Below are 17,588 nucleotides of genomic sequence, written 5' to 3' on the forward strand. Positions count from 1 at the left end.
ACCTGGGCGATCGGCTTACCCGTCTCCTCGACGATCCGGACCGCCCCATCACGAAACTCCCGGTCGTACTTCTTGCGCTTCTCTGGCATCGTGCTCCTCATTATCGATGCCTCTACGGTTCGGGGGGAACCTCAAAACATGATGGTTACTCAGTCTGTGGTCGGTGCGTCAGTTGTCCGGGATGCCCACACCTGCGAGCGCAGGCACGGAATCCTCCGCATGGCGCAGCGAGAGCACCCCACGGCGGAACTGATCGAGCTTGTCGACGATGGTCTGCCCTTCAGGTGTGTGTCCCCAGATACTGATACCGCGGTGAGTGCTTGGTTCCCAGGTCTTCTCGTCGACGGTGAGCGGACTCCACCCGACCTCCCACTCGAAGCCTGACGGTGTCTGAGCATAGAAGGACAGCTCCTTGTCGTTGGTGTGCTGCCCGACCGACAACGCCATGCCGAAACCCAACTGCTTGACTCGCTGGTAGGCCTGGGTCATGTCGTCGAGCGAGGCGACCTCGATGTTGAGATGCTGAACCCGGGTGCGGATCGGGTTGATCGGCAGGGTGCGAACATTGGCGATGGCGATCGAGTGATGGCGTTCGTTGACTCGCAGGAACCGAATCTTGAGCTTGGCTCCGCTGATGGTCTCGTCGATGTAGTCGGTGAGGCGGGCGTCAAAGACGGTGTTGTAGTAGCCCCGCATCTGGTGGGGTTTGGTCGAGGTGATCGCCACGTGTCCCATACCGGCTGTCCCGGTGACGAATCCGCCGCGGTTGGTCATCGCCAGCGGTTCATCGGTGAGGCGTGCGCGGGTGAAGATCTCCTGGTCCAGACGGTTGGGACCGGGAAAGCGGATCAGCCGTTCCACCCCGCGGATGGCGGCATCCTCCTCGGTGCCGGCAACAGTGGGCACGCCGCGATTGGTCACCCGGCCGACGATCTCATCGAACGACTCATGGTTGTCGAGTTCCCATCCAAGGGCGATGACGTCCTCGGCCGGGCCGCGAACGATGATGAATCGCGCTTGATGGTCGTCGAGGCGGAATCGGATCACCCCCGGCGACACCTCGTCGAGATGCATTCCGATGGCATCTTTTCCGAATCGTCGCCACTCGCTGAATCGTTGGCTTTCGATGACGATGTACCCCAGGTGCACATTGCCGAACACCGTGAGCGCGTCGTTGATGGAAGTGTTCATCGCCGGATCCTTCATTCGTAGGTGCCGTCGAGGAAGTCCGCGACAACGCGGTTGAACAGGTCGGCACGTTCCCACTGAACCCAATGCCCGGTTCGGGCAGGCATCATCAGGTCGGCATTGGGCATCCGGTCGACTAGCATCTGGCCACCCGACGGACGGTTGACCTTGTCGTTCTGGCCCCAGATGACCAGGGTGCGGGCTGTGAGCGCGCGCAAGCGTGAATCGCGAGTGAAGTCCATGCGCCACAGGGTCTTCAGCGCGCCGGGGCCAGATGGTCGCCGCAGAGGTGGGTTGGCAACGACGTCCGGGTCGATCGACGAGCGATAGCGCTCCTCGATCGCCGCCTCCGGTACGGCCTCTGCGTCGTAGACCAGGTATGTGCGGATGAAGTCTTCGAGCTTGTCACGACTGGGTCCCGAGCCGGTGTAGTAGCCGAGGAGCGCGTTGAGGCCCTTGGTGGGAGCGCCGCGCGTGGTACCGATTCCGCCTGGCCCCATCAAAACCAGCCGGTCGACGCGGTGCGGTGTGTCCAGGGCCAGTCGCAACGCGCAGGCACCGCCGTAGGAATTGCCCACCAGATGAGCGGTATCGAGTCCGAGGTGATCGAGCAGGGCACGGATTGCGTCGGCGAGGGCGCCGAACGGATCGGTTTGATCGAGATTCTTGCTGCTGCGCCCGTAGCCGGGCAGGTCGGGCACTATCACCCGGAAACGGGTGGCCAGGGTGTCGATGTTGCGAACGTAGTTCGACAGGCCCGAGGCGCCTGGTCCGCCGCCGTGCAGCAGCACGATCGGAATGCCCGTGCCGATCTCGGTGTAGAAGATCTCTGTGTCGCCGTTGACTGTGATGGTGTGAGAGGTGCTGTCAGAGGCCAACATCGGCATTTCCTTCATCGTGAGGTAGCGGTCGCCGCACGCAATCCTGCGGGCGGTGCTGGGAGGGGTTGTCCGGAATCGGCCGCGCCATAGACGAAGCCGTCGGGGCGCAGAACCACTGTCGACGCGTGGTGCTTGCCGAACCATCTGCGGAGTTCGTCGTCGGCGTCGACGACGGCGCCCGGTTCTGGAGCCGACACCGACGGCAACACTTTGACGTGTTCCACGCCACAGGAGCGCCACGCAGAGTGGTGGCGACCGTCGAGACTGAGTACTCGCCAGCGACCGCTCAGTACGTGGTCCAGGCGCACGCGTGATCCGTGCTCGTCGAGCACCCACGGCTGTGGAATCTGCCATCCGCGTGCCGGGTGGGTCTGGTCGCTGAACAGTCCGTTGGAATAGTGGGCATCCGGGATCCACTTGGTGTCCACCATCCACCGTGGGAACGGGGAGAACCTCGAGACCATCCGAAATGCGTGATTGCGCAACGTCGCGGCCCAAGGGCGACGTTCGGTGATCACCTTGCCGGCGAACACAGCGTGTGCAGTGGTCTCGCGCACGTGAGGTTCTCGTTCGGGCTGGTAGCTGTCGAGCGCGGACTCCGGGAGGCTTCCGTCGATGACCGCGGCGAGCTTCCAGCACAGGTTGGCGGCGTCGCGGACGCCTGATGCCATCCCCTGCCCGATCCACGGAGGCATCGCGTGCGCCGCGTCGCCGGCGAGGAACACACGGCCGACTCGCCAACGATCGGCCACTCGCACGTGATGGCTGTACACCACCGCGCGCAGGATCTCGACGTTGTCCTCGGTGATTCCCTGGCTGTGCAGGATGGACCAGATGGCTTGGTGGGTGACGAGGTGGTTCTCGTCTTCGCCATCGCGGACCGGGAACTCCCAACGGTGATGACCGAGCGGCGTCGGACAGTCCACCGTGGGACGTGCCGGGTCGCAGTGAAAACGCAGTCGCGAGCTGCCGTCCCAATCGCAGAGCACCTTCGTGTCGATGACGACCCAGCGTTCGGTGTAGGTCTTGCCTTGATATCCGATCCCGAGCTGCCCCCGGGTTGCCGAGGACCCGCCGTCAGCGGCGATAACGTACGACGCGTGGATCCTGACGAAGCTGTCGTCGGCCAGATCGGCCGCCAGTATTTCGGCGTTCTCGGTGCCGGTGAGCACCTTGAGGCTCTCGTGTCGGGTCAGCACGGTGACATTGGGAAACCGCTCCACCCCGGCCCGCAAGGTCTTGTCGACGGCGGGTTGGTAGATGAACTGCTGGGGCGGGTGGCCGGCGCCTCGCGACGTCGGCTGCACCTCCGCGAACGGCCTGCCCTCGGAGTCGACGAAAGCGACGACACCGCCGGGAAGCATGTCCTGCTGCAGGCGATCGGCCAGGCCAGCCTGCTGCCAGATACGCATGACCTCTTCGTCTGTCGATATCGCGCGGGCACGACCGTAGATATCCGGATCACGTTCGAGAACAACCACATTCAGTCCTTGCTGACCAAGGAGGTTGGCCGCGGTGACCCCAGTGGGTCCATAGCCGATGATCGCGACGTCATAGTGCGGAGTGTCGGACACAGAAATCTCCTCGAACCAGACCTCGCTGCCAGGGCGAGATGCCAGATAAAACGATCTGTAGTGATCACTACGGTAAGTCCTTGACCCCGAGCCGTCAAGCACTTACCGTAGTGACCACTCCATTAATCGGTGGATGCTCTCGTCCGATTCCAGAAGGGTGGACCAATGGCAGACACATCGCGGCGACGCCGCGCCAACGGCGAGGCGTCGAGGGCCAAGATCCTCGATGCGGCAACCGAAATCGCCAGTGAACGCGGATACGAGGGAACGAGTATCAACCTGGTCAGCAAGCGGTGCGGGCTGCCCGCGAGTTCGATTTACTGGCACTTCGCCGACAAGGACGACCTCATTGCAGCCGTGATCGAGCGCAGTTTCGGTCGATGGTTGTCGGCGTGGAGCGTGCCGGACGACGGGACGCCCCGTGACCGGGTCGCCGAGATGACGATGCAGGTGGCCAAGGCGCTGCTGGAGTCACCCGATTTTCTGCGGCTCGGGCTGATGCTCGCGTTGGAACGCCGACCGGTCGAACCGCGCGCCCGCGAGATGTATCTCCAGGTGCGTGCGCAAGCGCAGATCCAATTGCGTGAAGCGGCGATGGACATGTCGCCGGACCTCGATGCCGCGGCCCTCGATCAACTCGCCACCTACGCCATGGCCGGCGCGGACGGTCTTTTCATCGCCAAGGAGATCGGCGGTGACTCAGTGGATCTGCCTGCCCTGTTCGATCTCCACGGACGCATGGTCATCGATGCCGCACTCCGGCTCGCCGAATCAACCCGAGATGAGGACTCATGAGCTCTCCCCTGCCCACCGCCGACTTGGATACCTGGGCGGACAGGTTGCACAGCGCGTTGGTCGACAGTGCACCGATCCCTCCGTTGAGCGACAGCATCCCCGACCTCGACGTGGTCGGCGCCTATGCGATCCAACAGCGCAATTTCACTCGCCTGCTCGGCGAGGGCGCTCGACTCGTCGGCCGCAAGATCGGTCTGACGTCCGCGCCGATGCAGCAGTTGCTCGGAGTCGACGAACCCGACTACGGATTCATCCTCGACACCATGGTGCACCCCGATGGTGGCTCCATTCCGCTGTCATCGCTGTGCGCGCCACGGGTTGAGCCGGAGGTCGCATTCCGGCTCAACCGTCCGCTGCGGGGCCCGGATGTCGGCGTCGCCGACGTCCTGGATGCGACCGACGCGGTCGCCGCAGCCCTCGAGATCGTGGACAGCCGAATCGCCGATTGGCGAATCACCCTGTGCGACACCGTCGCCGACAACGCCAGCTCCGCCGCAGTTGTCCTCGGCCCCTGGGTGCCGATTAACGACGCACCCGACCTCGACGACATCTCCGCATCACTGCACGTCAATGGCGAGCAGGTCGACCATGGGGTAGCCACCGCGGTACTCGGCCACCCCGCCGAGGCGGTGGCATGGTTGGCAAACGCCTTGGCCGCTTTCGACACCGGACTGCATGCCGGAGAGTTCGTCATGTCCGGATCGATCACCTCGGCCGTCTTCGTCAGCGCCGGCGATACAGCGACCGCTGACCTGTCCGGCCTGGGCCGCGTCTCCATCGACTTCACCTGAAAGATCCATTGATGACCACAACACAGCGCTATCCCGTTGCCATCATCGGCTCGGGAAACATCGGCACCGATCTGATGATCAAGATCCTTCGCAGCGACGGCCCCCTCGAGGTGGTCGCCATGGTGGGGATCGACCCGAACTCCGACGGCTTGGCCCGTGCCCAGCGATTCGGCGTCGCCACCACCGCCAAAGGTATCGACGGGTTGCTCGCGATGGACGAGTTCGCCGATGTCCGAATGGTTTTCGACGCCACCTCTGCCGGCGCACACCGCGCCAACTGGAGCAAACTCGAGCCCACCAAGGCCCGGGTGCTCGACCTCACGCCAGCGTCAATCGGCCCGTTCTGCGTACCGGTGGTCAACCTCGATGAACACCTGGATGCGCCGAACCTGAACATGGTGACCTGTGGCGGGCAGGCGACCGTCCCGATCGCCGCCGCCGTCGACGCAGTCTCCCCCGTGTCGTACGCGGAGATCATCTCCTCGATCTCCTCCAGATCAGCGGGCCCGGGAACTCGTGCGAACATCGACGAGTTCACCGAGACCACCGCCACCGCGTTGCGCGATGTCGGCGGCGCGCAACGCGGAAAAGCAGTGATGATTCTCAACCCGGCCGACCCGCCGATCCTCATGCGCAACACCGTGTATTGCCTCGTCGACGGGGACACCGACCATTCGGCGATCGAAGCGTCGATCACCGAGATGGTCCAACGGGTCAACGGGTATGTGCCCGGCTACCGGCTCAAGCAACGCGTGCAATTCGAGACGTTCACCGCGGACAACCCGCTCTACATCCCCGAGACCGGCAAGTTCAGCGGTACACGGGTCACCACGATGCTCGAAGTGACCGGCGCAGCCCACTATTTGCCCGCCTACGCCGGCAATCTCGACATCATGACCTCGGCCGCCAAAGCCACCGCCGAACGCATCGCAGTCCACGCCACCCAGTCCACCGGAGTCACCTCATGACCACCGTTTACGTCAGTGACGTCACCCTGCGAGACGGCATGCACGCGGTCCGGCACCAGTTCACGACCGAGCAAGTGGTTGCCATCGCGACGGCACTCGACGCCGCGGGCGTCGATTCGATCGAGGTCGCGCACGGCGACGGACTTGCCGGTTCCAGCTGCATCTACGGTTTCGGTGCCCACACCGATTTGGAATGGATCGAAGCCGTGGCCGGCGCAGTCAACCGCGCAACCGTGGCGACTCTGTTACTGCCCGGGATCGGAACCGTGCACCACCTCAAAGACGCCTACCGCGCCGGTGCGCGCACCGTCCGTATCGCGACACACTGCACCGAAGCGGACATCTCCGCCCAACACATCGCGGCTGCCCGTGAACTCGACATGGACACCGTCGGCTTTCTGATGATGAGTCATATGGCCACCCCGCACGAGCTGGCCCGTCAAGCGGTCTTGATGGAGTCATACGGTGCGACCTGCGTGTATGTCGTCGATTCGGGCGGTGCGATGACCATGCGTGACGTCGCCGAGCGCTGCGACGCTTTGCGCGGAGTGCTGCATGGCGACACCGAGATCGGCATCCACGCGCACCACAATCTCTCCCTGGGTGTGGCCAACTCGCTGGTGGCGGTCGAGCATGGCGCCAATCGTGTCGACGCGTCGCTGGCCGGTATGGGCGCCGGCGCAGGTAACGCCCCGCTGGAGGTGTTCGTGGCAGCCGCCTCGCGTCTCGGTATCGACCACCGCTGTGATCTCAATGCGCTCGAGGACGCCGCCGACGACATCGTCCGCCCGTTGCAGGACCGTCCCGTGCGCGTCGATCGCGAAACGCTGACTCTGGGCTACGCGGGGGTGTATTCCAGCTTCCTGCGCCACGCCGAGACCATCGCCGAACGCTACGACATCGATGCACGCAGCGTCCTGTTGGAAGCGGGCCGCCGCGGCATGGTCGGTGGTCAAGAAGACATGCTCGTCGACATCGCGCTCGATCTGGTTGCCGGCAGTCGATCGCAGGCGTCTGAGGTCGACGATGACGCGACGGCCAATGTCTGAGTCGTCCTTCTCCCCAGGCGCCGAGCTGCCGTCCGGGCGGTGGGGGCACCGTGGAGTGCTCTTCGCGATGTGCCTGGCGCTCATACTTGTCGTGGCCTCGGTGTCCGCGCTCAATCTCGCGCTCCCCGACCTGGCGATCAGCCTCGGGGCGGACAACACGGCCCTGACCTGGATCGCCGACGGGTACACCGTCGCGTTGGCGGCGCTGGTTCTGCCGCTCGGTGCGGTCGGCGACCGTATCGGCAGGCGCTCGGTGCTCATCGTCGGCGCGGTCGTATTCGCCGCCGCATCCTTGGCGGCCGCATACGCAGACTCCACGATTTCGCTGATCGCAGCACGGGTGGTGATGGGTGTGGGTGCAGCGATGATCATGCCGGGCACCCTGTCGACGATCACCGCCACCTTCCCACCCGAGGAGCGCAGCAAGGGTGTGGCGATCTGGTCGGGATTCGCCGCGGCCGGAGCGATCATCGGCATGCTCGTCGCCGGAGCGCTGCTCGAACGCTGGGGATGGGAATCGATCTTCGTCACGAGCGCCGCAGTCGGCGTGGTGGCCGCGGTCGCCGCCGCAGTCTTGGCGCCGAACACCCGTGATCACCACCCCCATAGATTCGATGTGATCGGTGCGCTGGCAACATCTATCGCAATCGGCACGCTGGTCTTCGCGATCATCGAAGGCAACGATCGTGGCTGGACAACTGTCCCGGTCCTCATCTGTGCGGGAGTCTGCGTTCTCGGCTTCGTCGTCTACGCAGTCCAAGGGATGCGCACCCAACACCCACTGCTGGACCCGCAGTTGTTCGGACTACCGGGTTTTCGGGCGGGCGCCATCGTCGTGTTGACCCAGTTCATGGCGATCTTCGGGTTCTTCTTCGTGGGGTTGCAGTACCTGCAACTCATCCTCGACTACAGCCCGCTGCTCGCCGCGATCGCATTGATCCCCGTGGCAGCAGTGGTGATGCCGACTGCCGCAGTCACTCCGCGCCTGGTGTCGTGGGTGGGCCTGAAGTATGTGATGGCCGCCGGGCTGGCGCTCATTGCGGTTGGCCTGCTCTGGATTTCACGCTTGCACGTGGACTCCGGGTACGGCCCGTTTCTCGGCGGCCTGATCGTGGCCGGTCTCGGCATCGGTTTGGCCAGCTCCACCGGTACCAGCGCCATCGTCGGTTCCCTCACACGTGACCATCAAGGCGTCGCTTCCGCCATGAACGACACCACGCGCGAGGTCGGCTCGGCTGTCGGCATCGCGATCATGGGCTCGGTGTTCTCCAGCCAGTACAGCAAGCACCTGCCCGACCTCACCACGCTTCCCGCCCAGGCCGCCGATGCGGTCCGGGACTCGGCCGCCGGCGGTCTTGCCGCTGCGGAACAACTTGGCGGTCCACCAGGTGCACAACTCGGCGCCGCGGTTCGCGGCGCCTTCATCGATGGTATGTCCGCGTCGATGATCTCGGTCGCTGTCGTTCTACTCGTCGCTGCGATCGGATGCGCCCTCAAAGCTCCTCGACAACAACCCGACAGCGACGCCGCCGACAACCGATGACTGGCCCCTAGCCATCTGATACCCGTATCCAGCCGAGATTTTCGATCTCGGCGTAGCAACACCACTTCACCCCCGAAAGGTCCACAGTCGATGACTACTACCCCGAATCCATGCTTGCCCAGCAACATTGAGTCTCCGTCCGCCGTGAGCCGTCGATCACTACTCATCGGTGCCGGAGCGGTGGCTGCCGGGGCCGCAGTTGCGACGAGCGCTGCGCCAGCGGGTGCTGCGCCTGCACCCTCGGGGCGGTACCGAATCGACTTACACGCCCATTTCCTCCCACCGGAGTACCGTGCCGCGCTGCTCGAACACGGGCACTTCACCATCGGCGGCTATCCCACCCCGCAGTGGTCGCCGGAGTCAGCGATCGACTTCATGGACCGCTGGGGCATTCAATCCCAGGCACTCTCGGTGTCCGACCCGGGCGTGTCCTTCCTGCACGGCAAGGATGCCCGTGATCTTGCCCGCTACTGCAACACCTACGCCGCCCGACTGTTCCGAACACACCGCACCCGCTTCGGCGCGTTCGCAGTGCTTCCCATGCCCGACGTCGCAGCTTCGATCGCCGAGCTCGAGTACGCACTCGACACCCTCCACCTCGACGGAGTGGTGCTGTTGTCTGCGTACGACGGCGTCTACCTCGGCGATCCTCGATTCGAACCGCTCATGGCAGCGCTCAACCGCCGCAAGGCGTTCGTCTTCGTCCACCCCGCCGCGATCCCGGACAACGCCAAACCCTCACTCCCACTTCCGGACTTCCTCGAAGAATTCACTTTCGACACAACCCGCGCAGCAACCCTGATGCTCGCGGGCGGCACCCTGCGCCGCTACCCCGGCATCCGGTTCCAGCTCTCCCATGCCGGCGGGACGTTGCCATTCCTGTCGTGGCGCATCGGCGTCCTTGCCGAAACGCCCGTCGGCAACCATTGGCCTGCCGGCGCTCCCCGACCCTCGGCCCTCGATGTGCAACAACTGATCCGTACGTTCTACTTCGACACCGCCCTGAGCGCGTCCGCAGCCGCAATGCGGTCGGTCCTGGCAGTCGCACCGCGCTCTCATATCGTCTTCGGCTCCGACTGGCCGTTCAGCCAAACCGTGTTCCTCGAAGGCGACGGCGACCCCGCTCGCGGATTGAGCGACGTCTTCAACGCCAGCCAGCGCTACGAGATCGAACGCATCAACGCGTTGCAGCATCTCCCCCGCTTGCGCGCCGCCGTGAGCTGACGGACTCGATCCGTAGCCGGATCATCAAAAATGCACCGGCACAGGGGAAACCAGTCGTACGGTTTCGCAATCGCAGCAAACGTCGGAGTCGGGAGCCGTTCGGCGTGCGCGGGTGTGAGGTGGTTGCAGTAGCCGTTGGGGCGCTCGTGGTTGTACCAGTGGCCTCATTCCCCGGGGCTGATCTGCAGGTCGCTCAGACCGTCCCAGGGCGCCTCGACGGCAGCATTTTACCCCGTCGGTCAACGCGGTGGAGTACGCGACCGCCGCATACTGTGAACCGACGTCGCTGTAATGGATGGGAGACTCAAAATCGTTTGTGCCACTCCACATACGGTCGTTGATTGCGTGATCGACAGCGGCCTGGACCAGCGTGGGCATCGGCGCACCCATTACGCAGCGCCTCCGGCGTGGTGATGCCCAGCAACTCCGCGACATGCCGGATCGCCGCCTACTCCGTGGAATGCTCACCACGAACATCGGTGACCATCGTCACCGCTGACTCCCGCAACTCCGCTGGATACCTCTGTGAACCGATCCGTCAATCCTCCCGCTAGCAAAACAACGAGAATCTCCGGACACGCCGGGGCGGATCACTCTGGACGAGCGCATGCCGGGACTGATGACCTTTCAGGAAAACGGGCGTGCCGATCGACGGCACTACCGGCAAGCCCTGAATACCGTCCGGGACCGCTTCGGCATTCGGTGCGGTCCCATAGTTCCGACGCCGAGCCGGTGAGAGCAGCCACGAGCGTGTCGGCTTGATATGGATCTTCGAGGTTCGTCAGATGTCTTCGGTCAGTGAGGAAGTGGCGAGGCGAAGGGTAGGTCGGCTCATCCGGTCTCGGTGAGCGGCGAGGAAATCGAGCAGGCGTTGTTCGTCGATATTGCCGACCTCGCGCAGCGCGGTGCCCACTGGTCGGGTGACGAGTTCACTGGGGTCCTCGACCAGCAGTTCCGCGAGAGCGAGAGGGTCGTCGAGGTCGCCTTGCCGGATGATCCAGAACGCCGCGGTGATCGCCGTTCGCCGCTCAATGGGCCTCCCGGACTGCGCGAGGTCGAACAGCGGTTGCCGTGACTTGTCGAGCAGGTACCAGCCGACGACTCGTGGGGCGGCCCGGTCGACGAAGTCCCACAGATTGAAGTACTCGTGGTGGTCCAGATAGGTCTCGTAGAGGCGTCGGCGATCGTCATCGTCGAGGCCGCGTCGTCGTGCCTTGAAGTCCAAGATCGAGACACCGACCACGCGCACCTCGTACAGGCCACTGGACAACAGCCCGGGGACCTCGGCGAGGTCGAGGTCTGTCCACGCTTTGGCCGTGGCGAAGACGTCCTTCATCCGGACGCCGATCGCTTCCAGGCCGCTGTCCGGCGGGAGGCGCCGGACGATTGTCTCCTTGGCCGCCGGGCTGTGCTGGTCGCGCAGGGCGGCCTCGATCTGGGTGAGGTACTCGGTCATTCGGTTCCGTCCTGCTCGTGATTGCGCAGACCGTAAGTAAGTATCCGGCATAAACAGAGTTTGTATCGGCACGTTTCAAAGGCTCAGACGTCAACGAATGGCCATGTCGAGGGTCGGTCATCCTCGATCTGCCTGTTCGCTCAGTGCTCCCCTTCGTCGGCGACGGCTCGGCTCGCGCCCTCACCGATGACAGATGCATCCTCGAGACATGTTCGTGGTCATGGGGCGCCCTCGCTACTTCCTTCGGGAGGTTCGAGGTGCCGATGGAGGTAGTCGGACCACCCGAACTCGCCGAGGCGTTTACGACACTCTCCGATCGCTACGCAGCTACCGCCGATTCTTTTCAGTCCACCAGCACCATGTTCGCGAATCTCGCTGCGACCTCCGTCGACAGGCGAGCGGATCGCGATAGCGGGACACGGCAGAGTCTCGGGATACCCGAGACCAAGTGAGTCACGGCGGAGCTTGCAGCATCGACAGCGGCCTGGCGTCGCTCCCCCGCCGGTCAACCTCGTGGTGGGGCACAGTCACCGAGCGACCCGGGTTGCCGAGTTCGTCACCGTGACGAATGTGGGATTTTAGGCCATCTCCACGCTCTTGCGTGAGGCTGCGGGGTCGCTGTGGATAGACGGCGCGACTGTGGACGCGGCCCAGGGTCCGGGCGCCCAACTCTCCTACTGTTGCCCACATGTCGAGGGCACATCGCACACCGAGATCGGGCCGACGAGGCCACACACACAGCAGGCGCGAGGTCGGTCCCGCGCGTCCGTGGTTGTCCGGGGGTCTGCCGCGAATACACCGGGAGCTCGCCCAGGCATATCGCGATCTGTCTGTCGAATGGGCGGCATACCTGGACATGGTTGGTGCGCGCGACACCGAATACGAAGCCGCGCTGGACGCACTTGTCGACGCGGGCCGCGGTCCAGGTGATGCCGAGTTCGATGAGGTCGTAGCACAGCAACTGGACAACGACTCGCTCCACCGCATGATTGGCGGGAACCTGTTGCACTCGACCATGGCGGTTGAGGTGCTGCGGGACCTGACGCCGGTGTGGGTACCCGAAGCGGTGAATGACGCGCTCGCGTCGATCGAGGTTGCACCGGGAGACGCGCGAAGCCTCACGGGCATAGGCGGTTCCGGATTGTTCGTCTTCGGCAAGTCCCCGATCCGGGTGCGCGAGAGCCTTCCCGACGGGCAGACGATGCCCGAGGTCGACGTCGACGGCGTGCTGTGGTGGACCAAGAGACTCGAGCGCGGTGGTGCGTCAGGCGCGGTCACTGCGGATGGTCCGCGCCGACTGATGTTGGCTCCACTCACGCGCAGTCGTGATCTGCAATGGCTGCGCGGCGACGGATGGCGGTCGTCCACCCTCACCGAGGTGACATGTTTCGACGTCAGCACGGCCCGTGGTGTCGATGTGCCAGGCCCGCTCGGGCCCTGTGTTGAGCTGCTGGCGAGAATTGGAACCGCGCTGCAGCGCAACAGTCTTCGCTACACCGACGGATCGATCGCCACGCTCGACGCGGCCTGAGTGACGGTTGGGCTCATGCGTGGTCGGTGGGGTCAATCGTTCGATTACCCCGGGCCACCCGCCGCGTACCTGGCGACGGTGGTGCGGACCGCCTCATCGACCACCTCGGCGACGCGCTCGGCGCTCACCTCCCAGCCCGGAACGAGGAGGGTCGGCCAGAAGACGTAGTTGGAGATCATGCCGAGGAACTGCGTCGCTGCGAGTTCCAGATCGTCGACCCGCACGGTTCCCGCCTCATGCTCCGCCAGGAGGTACTTCCGCAAGGACTCGAAGTAGGGCATCTTCCCTTGCGAGAACTGTGCATTGGCGAGTTCGGGGAATCGCGGCAACTCGGCGATGACGATGCGGAACAGGTCGGTCATCTGGGGTCGGCTCAACAACTCCGCGTAGCGGTGGCCGAGGGAACCGAGACCGTCGACGACGTTGCCCGCCGTCGGCGGATCCTCTTCGTCGGCGGTCGTCCAGGACTCGATCACCATCGCATCGAAAAGTGCGGCCTTGGTCGGAAACTGCTTGAACAAGGTGGCTCGCGAAACGCCTGACCGTTCGGCGATCCGTGCCAACGACGTCCGGTCGTAACCCAGCTCCAGGAACAGAGCGGTCGCGGCCGTCACGATCAGCTTGCGCTTCTCCTGGGCGACGCGTTGGTGGTATGTCGGTACGTCCCTACTCATGCCCGAAGTCTACGAGGTGAGTGGCTTGACTCTCCACCCTCGTCGGCTTAGTGTCAATTGAGTGGCGAGTCGACCAACTCACCATTGTTGGCAGCCGTTGCCGTTCAAGCCAGTCAGCTACGAAACGAAGGAAATCTGATGCGCCGCTTCGCCAACCAGACCGTGCTCGTAACCGGCGGGACCGGTGGCCAGGGATCGAGTCACGTCCGCGCGCTCCATGCGGAGGGAGCCAATGTCGTGATCGGCGCCATCAACGCCGACCGTGGCGCCGCTCTCGCCGATGAGCTCGGAGACCGTGCCTTCTTCACCCACCTCGACGTCACCGACGAGGACTCGTGGTCGGCCGCGGTCCGCGCAACCGAGAGAACATTCGGCGCCCTGCATGTGCTCGTCAACAACGCGGGCGTTCAGAACCCGCCGGCCCCGATCGAAGAAACCGATCAGACCACGTGGTCGCGCATCCTCGACATCAACCTCACGGGTACGTTTCTCGGCATCAAGGCAGCCGCGCCCGCTCTGCGTCGCGCCACCGGCGGAGCCATCGTCAACATCGCCTCGACGATGGGCATGGGAGGTACGGCGCACTACGCGCCGTACGTCGCCAGCAAGTGGGCCGTGCGAGGTCTCACGCAGACAGCAGCACTCGAACTCGGCCGGGATCGCATCCGCGTGAACACCATTCACCCCGGCGTGATCGCGACCCCCTTCATCCAAGAGCCGGCCGCCGGCGCCACCGCGGCGATCGCCGACTTCTACTCCCCCGAGCCATTCGCTGTCCCCCGACTCGGGGAGCCCATGGATGTCACCCGGCTCGTCATGTTCCTTGCCTCATCGGAGGCGTCGTTCATCACCGGGTCGGAGTACGTAATCGACGGAGGGCTCCTCCTCGGTCCCGCTCTCCGGGCCGCGTGACCAGTCCAGGCACGGCCGGATCAGATGACTCGGCGCGAGATACGTCGTTGTCGCACCTGGCCGATCACGTCCGGCGAGCCATCGAGATCACGCCCGACGCAGGGACCCGTGAGCGGATCGTCGACATCACGACCACGGGGCGCCGCACCGGCATGCCGCGTCGCATCGAGATCTTCTTCTACCGCGCCGGGGGCAACACGTACCTGTGTAGCGGCGCCGGTGCTGCCGCCACCGACTGGCATGCGAACCTGCTCGCCCACCCCGACTTCACGTTTCATCTCAAGACAGGGGTCCGTTCCGATGTACCCGCCCATGCCACACCCGTCACCGATCCGGCCGAACGCCGGGCCGTCCTGGTGGAGATCGTCGCGGATCTCAACCAGCCGCACGACCCGGGCACCATCCGGCCTACTCGACTCGAGGACTGGGCCGACAGCAGGCTGATGCGGATCAGCTTTCGCGCTCAGCCCTGATCGCAAACACCCGCTCACCCCGGAGTCCAACTGGCAGGTGAACAGTGCCTCGCCCCTTGACCGTCGACCCGTAATGCTACACACTATAGCCATGGCTACAACCATTAGCCCAATGGACCGCCGATCCCGCCGCCGTGTCGAGGCGATGGACGAGGCGGTCGCTCACGCCAGCGACATCATCCTCTCCGAGGGAGCCGGAGCAGTCTCGATCTCCGAGGTCGCCCGACGGATGGGGATGAAGCCTCCATCGCTCTACAAGTACTTCCCGTCGCTGCACGCGTTGTACGACGCATTGTTCGCCCGCGGCCAACGGCTGGAGAACGACTTCGTCGCCGATGCGGTGCGCGATCTCGAACCCGGCCTCCCGCGTCTGGTGGCGGCCGGCGAGGCGTGTGTCCGGTGGGCGATGACGCGCGACGGTCGCGCGTTCGGGCCACTGCTGTACTGGAGGCCGATCCCTGGCTTCGAGCCCAGCCCGGAATCCTTCGCTCCGAGCCTGGAATTCGTCGACCGCATCCGTGCCGATCTGCACGAGGCGGTCCAGCGGGGCGAACTCGCACCGTGGGCGGACAACGACGAGACGATGAGGCTCTTCAGCAGCGTCATCGCGGGCATCTGCTCTCAGCAGATGGCGAATCAGCCGCTGGCCTCTTTCGAGGACGGCATGTTCAGCAGTCTGACCACATCTGCCCTGACGATGTTCGTCAGGCACCACCAGGAGGAACCCCGATGAGACAGCAACTCACCACCGACACCGTCGAGCGCTTTGTGAACGCGACACCGCAGGCGGTCTATGACCTGATCTCCGACGTCACCCGCACTCCGGACCTCAGTCCCGATGTGGTCAGCTGCACGTGGCTCGGCGGTGCCACCGGTCCCGCGGTCGGGGCCGAGTTCAAGGCGGTGAACGACGGTAGATCCAGGCCGAACTGGTCCAACCGTCCTATCGTCGCGGTGTGTGAACCGGGGCGCGAGTTCGCATTCCGGCGCACCGAGGCATTCGCGGGCACGATTCTGTGGCGCTACGAGCTCATCGCCGAGAACGGCGGTACCCGGATCCGCGAGTCCTATCTCGCGGAGAAGCCGGTCTCTCCCGTCGGCTGGTTCATCATCGGTGGACTCTACGGCCGCAAGGATCAGGCCGGTGACCTACGCATTGGCATGGAGGCCACCCTGGCGCGGATCGCGGAGATCCTCGAGCCGCCCGCGACCCCCGCCGAACCGGCCACTGACGCAGCAGCAACCTGAGGCCGGTGAAGGAACAGGAAACCGTCGGTTCGCTTACGTGTCATTTGACCTTCGACACGTCACGGGATGACGGCGTTGTTACCCGTTCCCATAGCGGCCAGACAATCCGATCGTCAACGACGCAGCCGCGCAGAGTGTTTGGGACGCGAATGGCTAGCTGCTGCCGGCGCTTCCGGTGGACAGGAGAGCAAGCAGTAAGTCATAGGCGCCGACGTGAAGGGTTCTGATCGCCTCGACGATTTCGATGAGCATGGCCTGCCTTTCTGGATGGCGAATGTTTGCGGTCGAGCTCATCGGAAGTCCAGATTCTCCAAAGAGATTGCGATGGACCATCTCTGAGTGACCGACGTGCACAGTCGTGAAGATGTACCCGTCATCCAGCGCGGAACCCCCGATGACTCATGGATACCACAATCACATGGGCGCGACTGTCGATCGAAAATCATTGCCCGAGATCAAGGATTGTCGACACTCTCCGGGAACAAATCGACAACGCGTGGGCCCAGTCCCCGATCACTCGGCCCGGGTTTGGCGTCAACACCCGTCGGGCGCCCGTCCCAGCAGCAGGAGTAGCAGCACATGATGGAGATCGTGGTGAATCGACTGCAGGGTGTCGATACGTCGGGCGCGGACTTCGCGGGCAACCAACTCGACCGCGACCGCGGCTGCCGCAGTCGCCTCGATCGTTGACGGCTCGCCGGCGATCCCGGCACGGTCGCGGAGTGCGATTCCGATACGCCGCAACGCTTCCGCGAAGAGCGCGGCACGGCCGTCCCGGGATTCGAATGCCCGCTCGCCCACCGCCGGAAGTTCCACGAAGTAGGCCCAGGATGCGGCGGGTCGCTGGGCCCACAGATCAAGATACTGGGTGAGGCCTTCGTCGAATGCACGGAACGGATCGTCGACGTCGGCGATCCCGGCCACCGACTGGGTCATCAGCTCTCGTAGACCGTCACCGAGTTGCTCGCAGACCGCGATGAAACAATCCGCCTTGTCCGCGAACAGCGAGTAGAAGGTGCGGTCGGACACCCGCGCCCTCCGCACCACCTTCGGCACACTCGCTCCGGCGTAGCCGAGTTCATCGACGAGTTCCTCCATCGCCTGGAGTAGACGCGCTCGTTGCGATGCGCGCACCTCGTCGGCGGAGAGCTTGTGCCGACCGCGAGGCAGCGGCACCGCAGCGGACGAACTGCCACTGTCCGGCACGACATCCCCTTTCACCTGGCATGCATTGTGCCACGAGCCGGAGTCCGAAACAGTGACGGTTGCCTTTGGGAATGT

18 protein-coding genes are annotated in these 17,588 nt (G+C 64.4%); 11 read left to right on the top strand and 7 right to left on the bottom strand.

Going from position 1 to position 17,588, the window contains the following annotated elements:
• Positions 1-168 precede the first annotated feature (168 nt).
• Genes V1Y59_RS19315 through V1Y59_RS19325 form a run of 3 tightly spaced genes read right to left on the bottom strand, consistent with a single transcriptional unit; the run spans position 169 to position 3,643 of the window.
• The gene (locus V1Y59_RS19315) at positions 169-1,191 is read right to left on the bottom strand and encodes a VOC family protein (RefSeq protein ID WP_330506666.1); all 1,023 of its coding nucleotides are present in this window, start codon (positions 1,189-1,191) and stop codon (positions 169-171) included.
• Between the two features lie 11 nt (positions 1,192-1,202).
• A complete protein-coding gene (locus V1Y59_RS19320; protein ID WP_330506668.1) occupies positions 1,203-2,069 on the bottom strand; it encodes an alpha/beta fold hydrolase in 867 nt (288 codons plus the stop codon).
• A gap of 11 nt (positions 2,070-2,080) precedes the next feature.
• Complete coding sequence (locus V1Y59_RS19325) at positions 2,081-3,643, bottom strand: bifunctional 3-(3-hydroxy-phenyl)propionate/3-hydroxycinnamic acid hydroxylase (RefSeq protein ID WP_330506670.1); 1,563 nt, start codon at positions 3,641-3,643, stop codon at positions 2,081-2,083.
• 165 nt (positions 3,644-3,808) lie between these two features.
• Between V1Y59_RS19325 and V1Y59_RS19330 the strand changes: the two genes are divergently transcribed.
• From V1Y59_RS19330 to V1Y59_RS19355, 6 genes are all read left to right on the top strand, one after another.
• The gene (locus V1Y59_RS19330; RefSeq protein ID WP_330506671.1) at positions 3,809-4,438 is read left to right on the top strand and encodes a TetR/AcrR family transcriptional regulator; all 630 of its coding nucleotides are present in this window, start codon (positions 3,809-3,811) and stop codon (positions 4,436-4,438) included.
• On the top strand, positions 4,435-5,229 hold the full coding sequence (locus V1Y59_RS19335; protein ID WP_330506672.1) for a 2-keto-4-pentenoate hydratase: 795 nt from the start codon (positions 4,435-4,437) through the stop codon (positions 5,227-5,229). Before V1Y59_RS19330 ends, V1Y59_RS19335 begins: the two co-directional genes overlap by 4 nt.
• Positions 5,230-5,240: 11 nt before the next feature.
• On the top strand, positions 5,241-6,197 hold the full coding sequence (locus tag V1Y59_RS19340) for an acetaldehyde dehydrogenase (acetylating) (RefSeq protein WP_330506673.1): 957 nt from the start codon (positions 5,241-5,243) through the stop codon (positions 6,195-6,197).
• Positions 6,194-7,246: a 4-hydroxy-2-oxovalerate aldolase gene (gene dmpG, locus V1Y59_RS19345; protein ID WP_330506674.1), complete on the top strand. Its 1,053-nt coding sequence runs from the start codon at positions 6,194-6,196 to the stop codon at positions 7,244-7,246. Before V1Y59_RS19340 ends, dmpG begins: the two co-directional genes overlap by 4 nt.
• On the top strand, positions 7,239-8,789 hold the full coding sequence (locus V1Y59_RS19350) for an MFS transporter (protein ID WP_330506675.1): 1,551 nt from the start codon (positions 7,239-7,241) through the stop codon (positions 8,787-8,789). Before dmpG ends, V1Y59_RS19350 begins: the two co-directional genes overlap by 8 nt.
• Before the next feature lie 144 nt (positions 8,790-8,933).
• Positions 8,934-10,013 (top strand): amidohydrolase family protein, encoded by a 1,080-nt coding sequence (locus V1Y59_RS19355; RefSeq protein ID WP_330506676.1) that lies wholly within the window; start codon positions 8,934-8,936, stop codon positions 10,011-10,013.
• A gap of 781 nt (positions 10,014-10,794) precedes the next feature.
• Here V1Y59_RS19355 and V1Y59_RS19360 read toward each other — a convergent pair.
• Positions 10,795-11,469, bottom strand: a complete 675-nt coding sequence (locus V1Y59_RS19360; RefSeq protein ID WP_330506677.1) for a DNA alkylation repair protein — start codon at positions 11,467-11,469, stop codon at positions 10,795-10,797.
• Between the two features lie 688 nt (positions 11,470-12,157).
• Between V1Y59_RS19360 and V1Y59_RS19365 the strand changes: the two genes are divergently transcribed.
• Positions 12,158-13,000: a hypothetical protein gene (locus tag V1Y59_RS19365; protein ID WP_330506678.1), complete on the top strand. Its 843-nt coding sequence runs from the start codon at positions 12,158-12,160 to the stop codon at positions 12,998-13,000.
• Between the two features lie 44 nt (positions 13,001-13,044).
• Here the strand turns inward: V1Y59_RS19365 and V1Y59_RS19370 are convergent, their stop codons facing one another.
• On the bottom strand, positions 13,045-13,674 hold the full coding sequence (locus V1Y59_RS19370) for a TetR/AcrR family transcriptional regulator (protein ID WP_330506679.1): 630 nt from the start codon (positions 13,672-13,674) through the stop codon (positions 13,045-13,047).
• 138 nt (positions 13,675-13,812) lie between these two features.
• On the opposite strand from V1Y59_RS19370, the gene V1Y59_RS19375 reads away from it, so the two are divergent.
• The 4 genes from V1Y59_RS19375 (at position 13,813) to V1Y59_RS19390 (ending at position 16,307) form a co-directional block, all read left to right on the top strand.
• Entirely contained in the window at positions 13,813-14,586 is a 774-nt protein-coding gene (locus V1Y59_RS19375) for a glucose 1-dehydrogenase (RefSeq protein ID WP_330506680.1), read from the top strand.
• On the top strand, positions 14,583-15,059 hold the full coding sequence (locus tag V1Y59_RS19380; RefSeq protein ID WP_330506681.1) for a nitroreductase/quinone reductase family protein: 477 nt from the start codon (positions 14,583-14,585) through the stop codon (positions 15,057-15,059). Before V1Y59_RS19375 ends, V1Y59_RS19380 begins: the two co-directional genes overlap by 4 nt.
• A gap of 91 nt (positions 15,060-15,150) precedes the next feature.
• Positions 15,151-15,792, top strand: a complete 642-nt coding sequence (locus tag V1Y59_RS19385) for a TetR/AcrR family transcriptional regulator (RefSeq protein WP_330506682.1) — start codon at positions 15,151-15,153, stop codon at positions 15,790-15,792.
• Complete coding sequence (locus V1Y59_RS19390) at positions 15,789-16,307, top strand: SRPBCC family protein (RefSeq protein ID WP_330506684.1); 519 nt, start codon at positions 15,789-15,791, stop codon at positions 16,305-16,307. The genes V1Y59_RS19385 and V1Y59_RS19390 overlap by 4 nt, the downstream gene beginning before the upstream one ends.
• A 153-nt stretch (positions 16,308-16,460) precedes the next feature.
• Here the strand turns inward: V1Y59_RS19390 and V1Y59_RS19395 are convergent, their stop codons facing one another.
• Both V1Y59_RS19395 and V1Y59_RS19400 read right to left on the bottom strand, forming a co-directional pair.
• Positions 16,461-16,601 (bottom strand): hypothetical protein, encoded by a 141-nt coding sequence (locus V1Y59_RS19395; RefSeq protein WP_330506685.1) that lies wholly within the window; start codon positions 16,599-16,601, stop codon positions 16,461-16,463.
• A 240-nt stretch (positions 16,602-16,841) separates the two neighbouring features.
• Positions 16,842-17,513, bottom strand: coding sequence for a TetR/AcrR family transcriptional regulator (locus tag V1Y59_RS19400; protein WP_330506686.1), 672 nt, complete (start codon positions 17,511-17,513; stop codon positions 16,842-16,844).
• Positions 17,514-17,588 lie beyond the last annotated feature (75 nt).

Source organism: Gordonia prachuapensis (assembly GCF_036350515.1).
Classification (GTDB): Bacteria; Actinomycetota; Actinomycetes; order Mycobacteriales; family Mycobacteriaceae; genus Gordonia; species Gordonia prachuapensis.

Excerpts from the sequence above, each read along its gene's own strand:
- V1Y59_RS19335 (WP_330506672.1), top strand. The coding sequence starts at position 4,435 with ATGAGCTCTCCCCTGCCCACCGCCGACTTGGATACCTGGGCGGACAGG.
- V1Y59_RS19350 (WP_330506675.1), top strand. The coding sequence starts at position 7,239 with ATGTCTGAGTCGTCCTTCTCCCCAGGCGCCGAGCTGCCGTCCGGGCGG.
- V1Y59_RS19390 (WP_330506684.1), top strand. The coding sequence starts at position 15,789 with ATGAGACAGCAACTCACCACCGACACCGTCGAGCGCTTTGTGAACGCG.
- V1Y59_RS19360 (WP_330506677.1), bottom strand. The coding sequence starts at position 11,469 with ATGACCGAGTACCTCACCCAGATCGAGGCCGCCCTGCGCGACCAGCAC.
- dmpG (WP_330506674.1), top strand. The coding sequence starts at position 6,194 with ATGACCACCGTTTACGTCAGTGACGTCACCCTGCGAGACGGCATGCAC.
- V1Y59_RS19375 (WP_330506680.1), top strand. The coding sequence starts at position 13,813 with ATGCGCCGCTTCGCCAACCAGACCGTGCTCGTAACCGGCGGGACCGGT.
- V1Y59_RS19315 (WP_330506666.1), bottom strand. The coding sequence starts at position 1,191 with ATGAACACTTCCATCAACGACGCGCTCACGGTGTTCGGCAATGTGCAC.
- V1Y59_RS19365 (WP_330506678.1), top strand. The coding sequence starts at position 12,158 with ATGTCGAGGGCACATCGCACACCGAGATCGGGCCGACGAGGCCACACA.
- V1Y59_RS19320 (WP_330506668.1), bottom strand. The coding sequence starts at position 2,069 with ATGTTGGCCTCTGACAGCACCTCTCACACCATCACAGTCAACGGCGAC.
- V1Y59_RS19330 (WP_330506671.1), top strand. The coding sequence starts at position 3,809 with ATGGCAGACACATCGCGGCGACGCCGCGCCAACGGCGAGGCGTCGAGG.
- V1Y59_RS19370 (WP_330506679.1), bottom strand. The coding sequence starts at position 13,674 with ATGAGTAGGGACGTACCGACATACCACCAACGCGTCGCCCAGGAGAAG.
- V1Y59_RS19385 (WP_330506682.1), top strand. The coding sequence starts at position 15,151 with ATGGCTACAACCATTAGCCCAATGGACCGCCGATCCCGCCGCCGTGTC.
- V1Y59_RS19340 (WP_330506673.1), top strand. The coding sequence starts at position 5,241 with ATGACCACAACACAGCGCTATCCCGTTGCCATCATCGGCTCGGGAAAC.
- V1Y59_RS19395 (WP_330506685.1), bottom strand. The coding sequence starts at position 16,601 with ATGAGCTCGACCGCAAACATTCGCCATCCAGAAAGGCAGGCCATGCTC.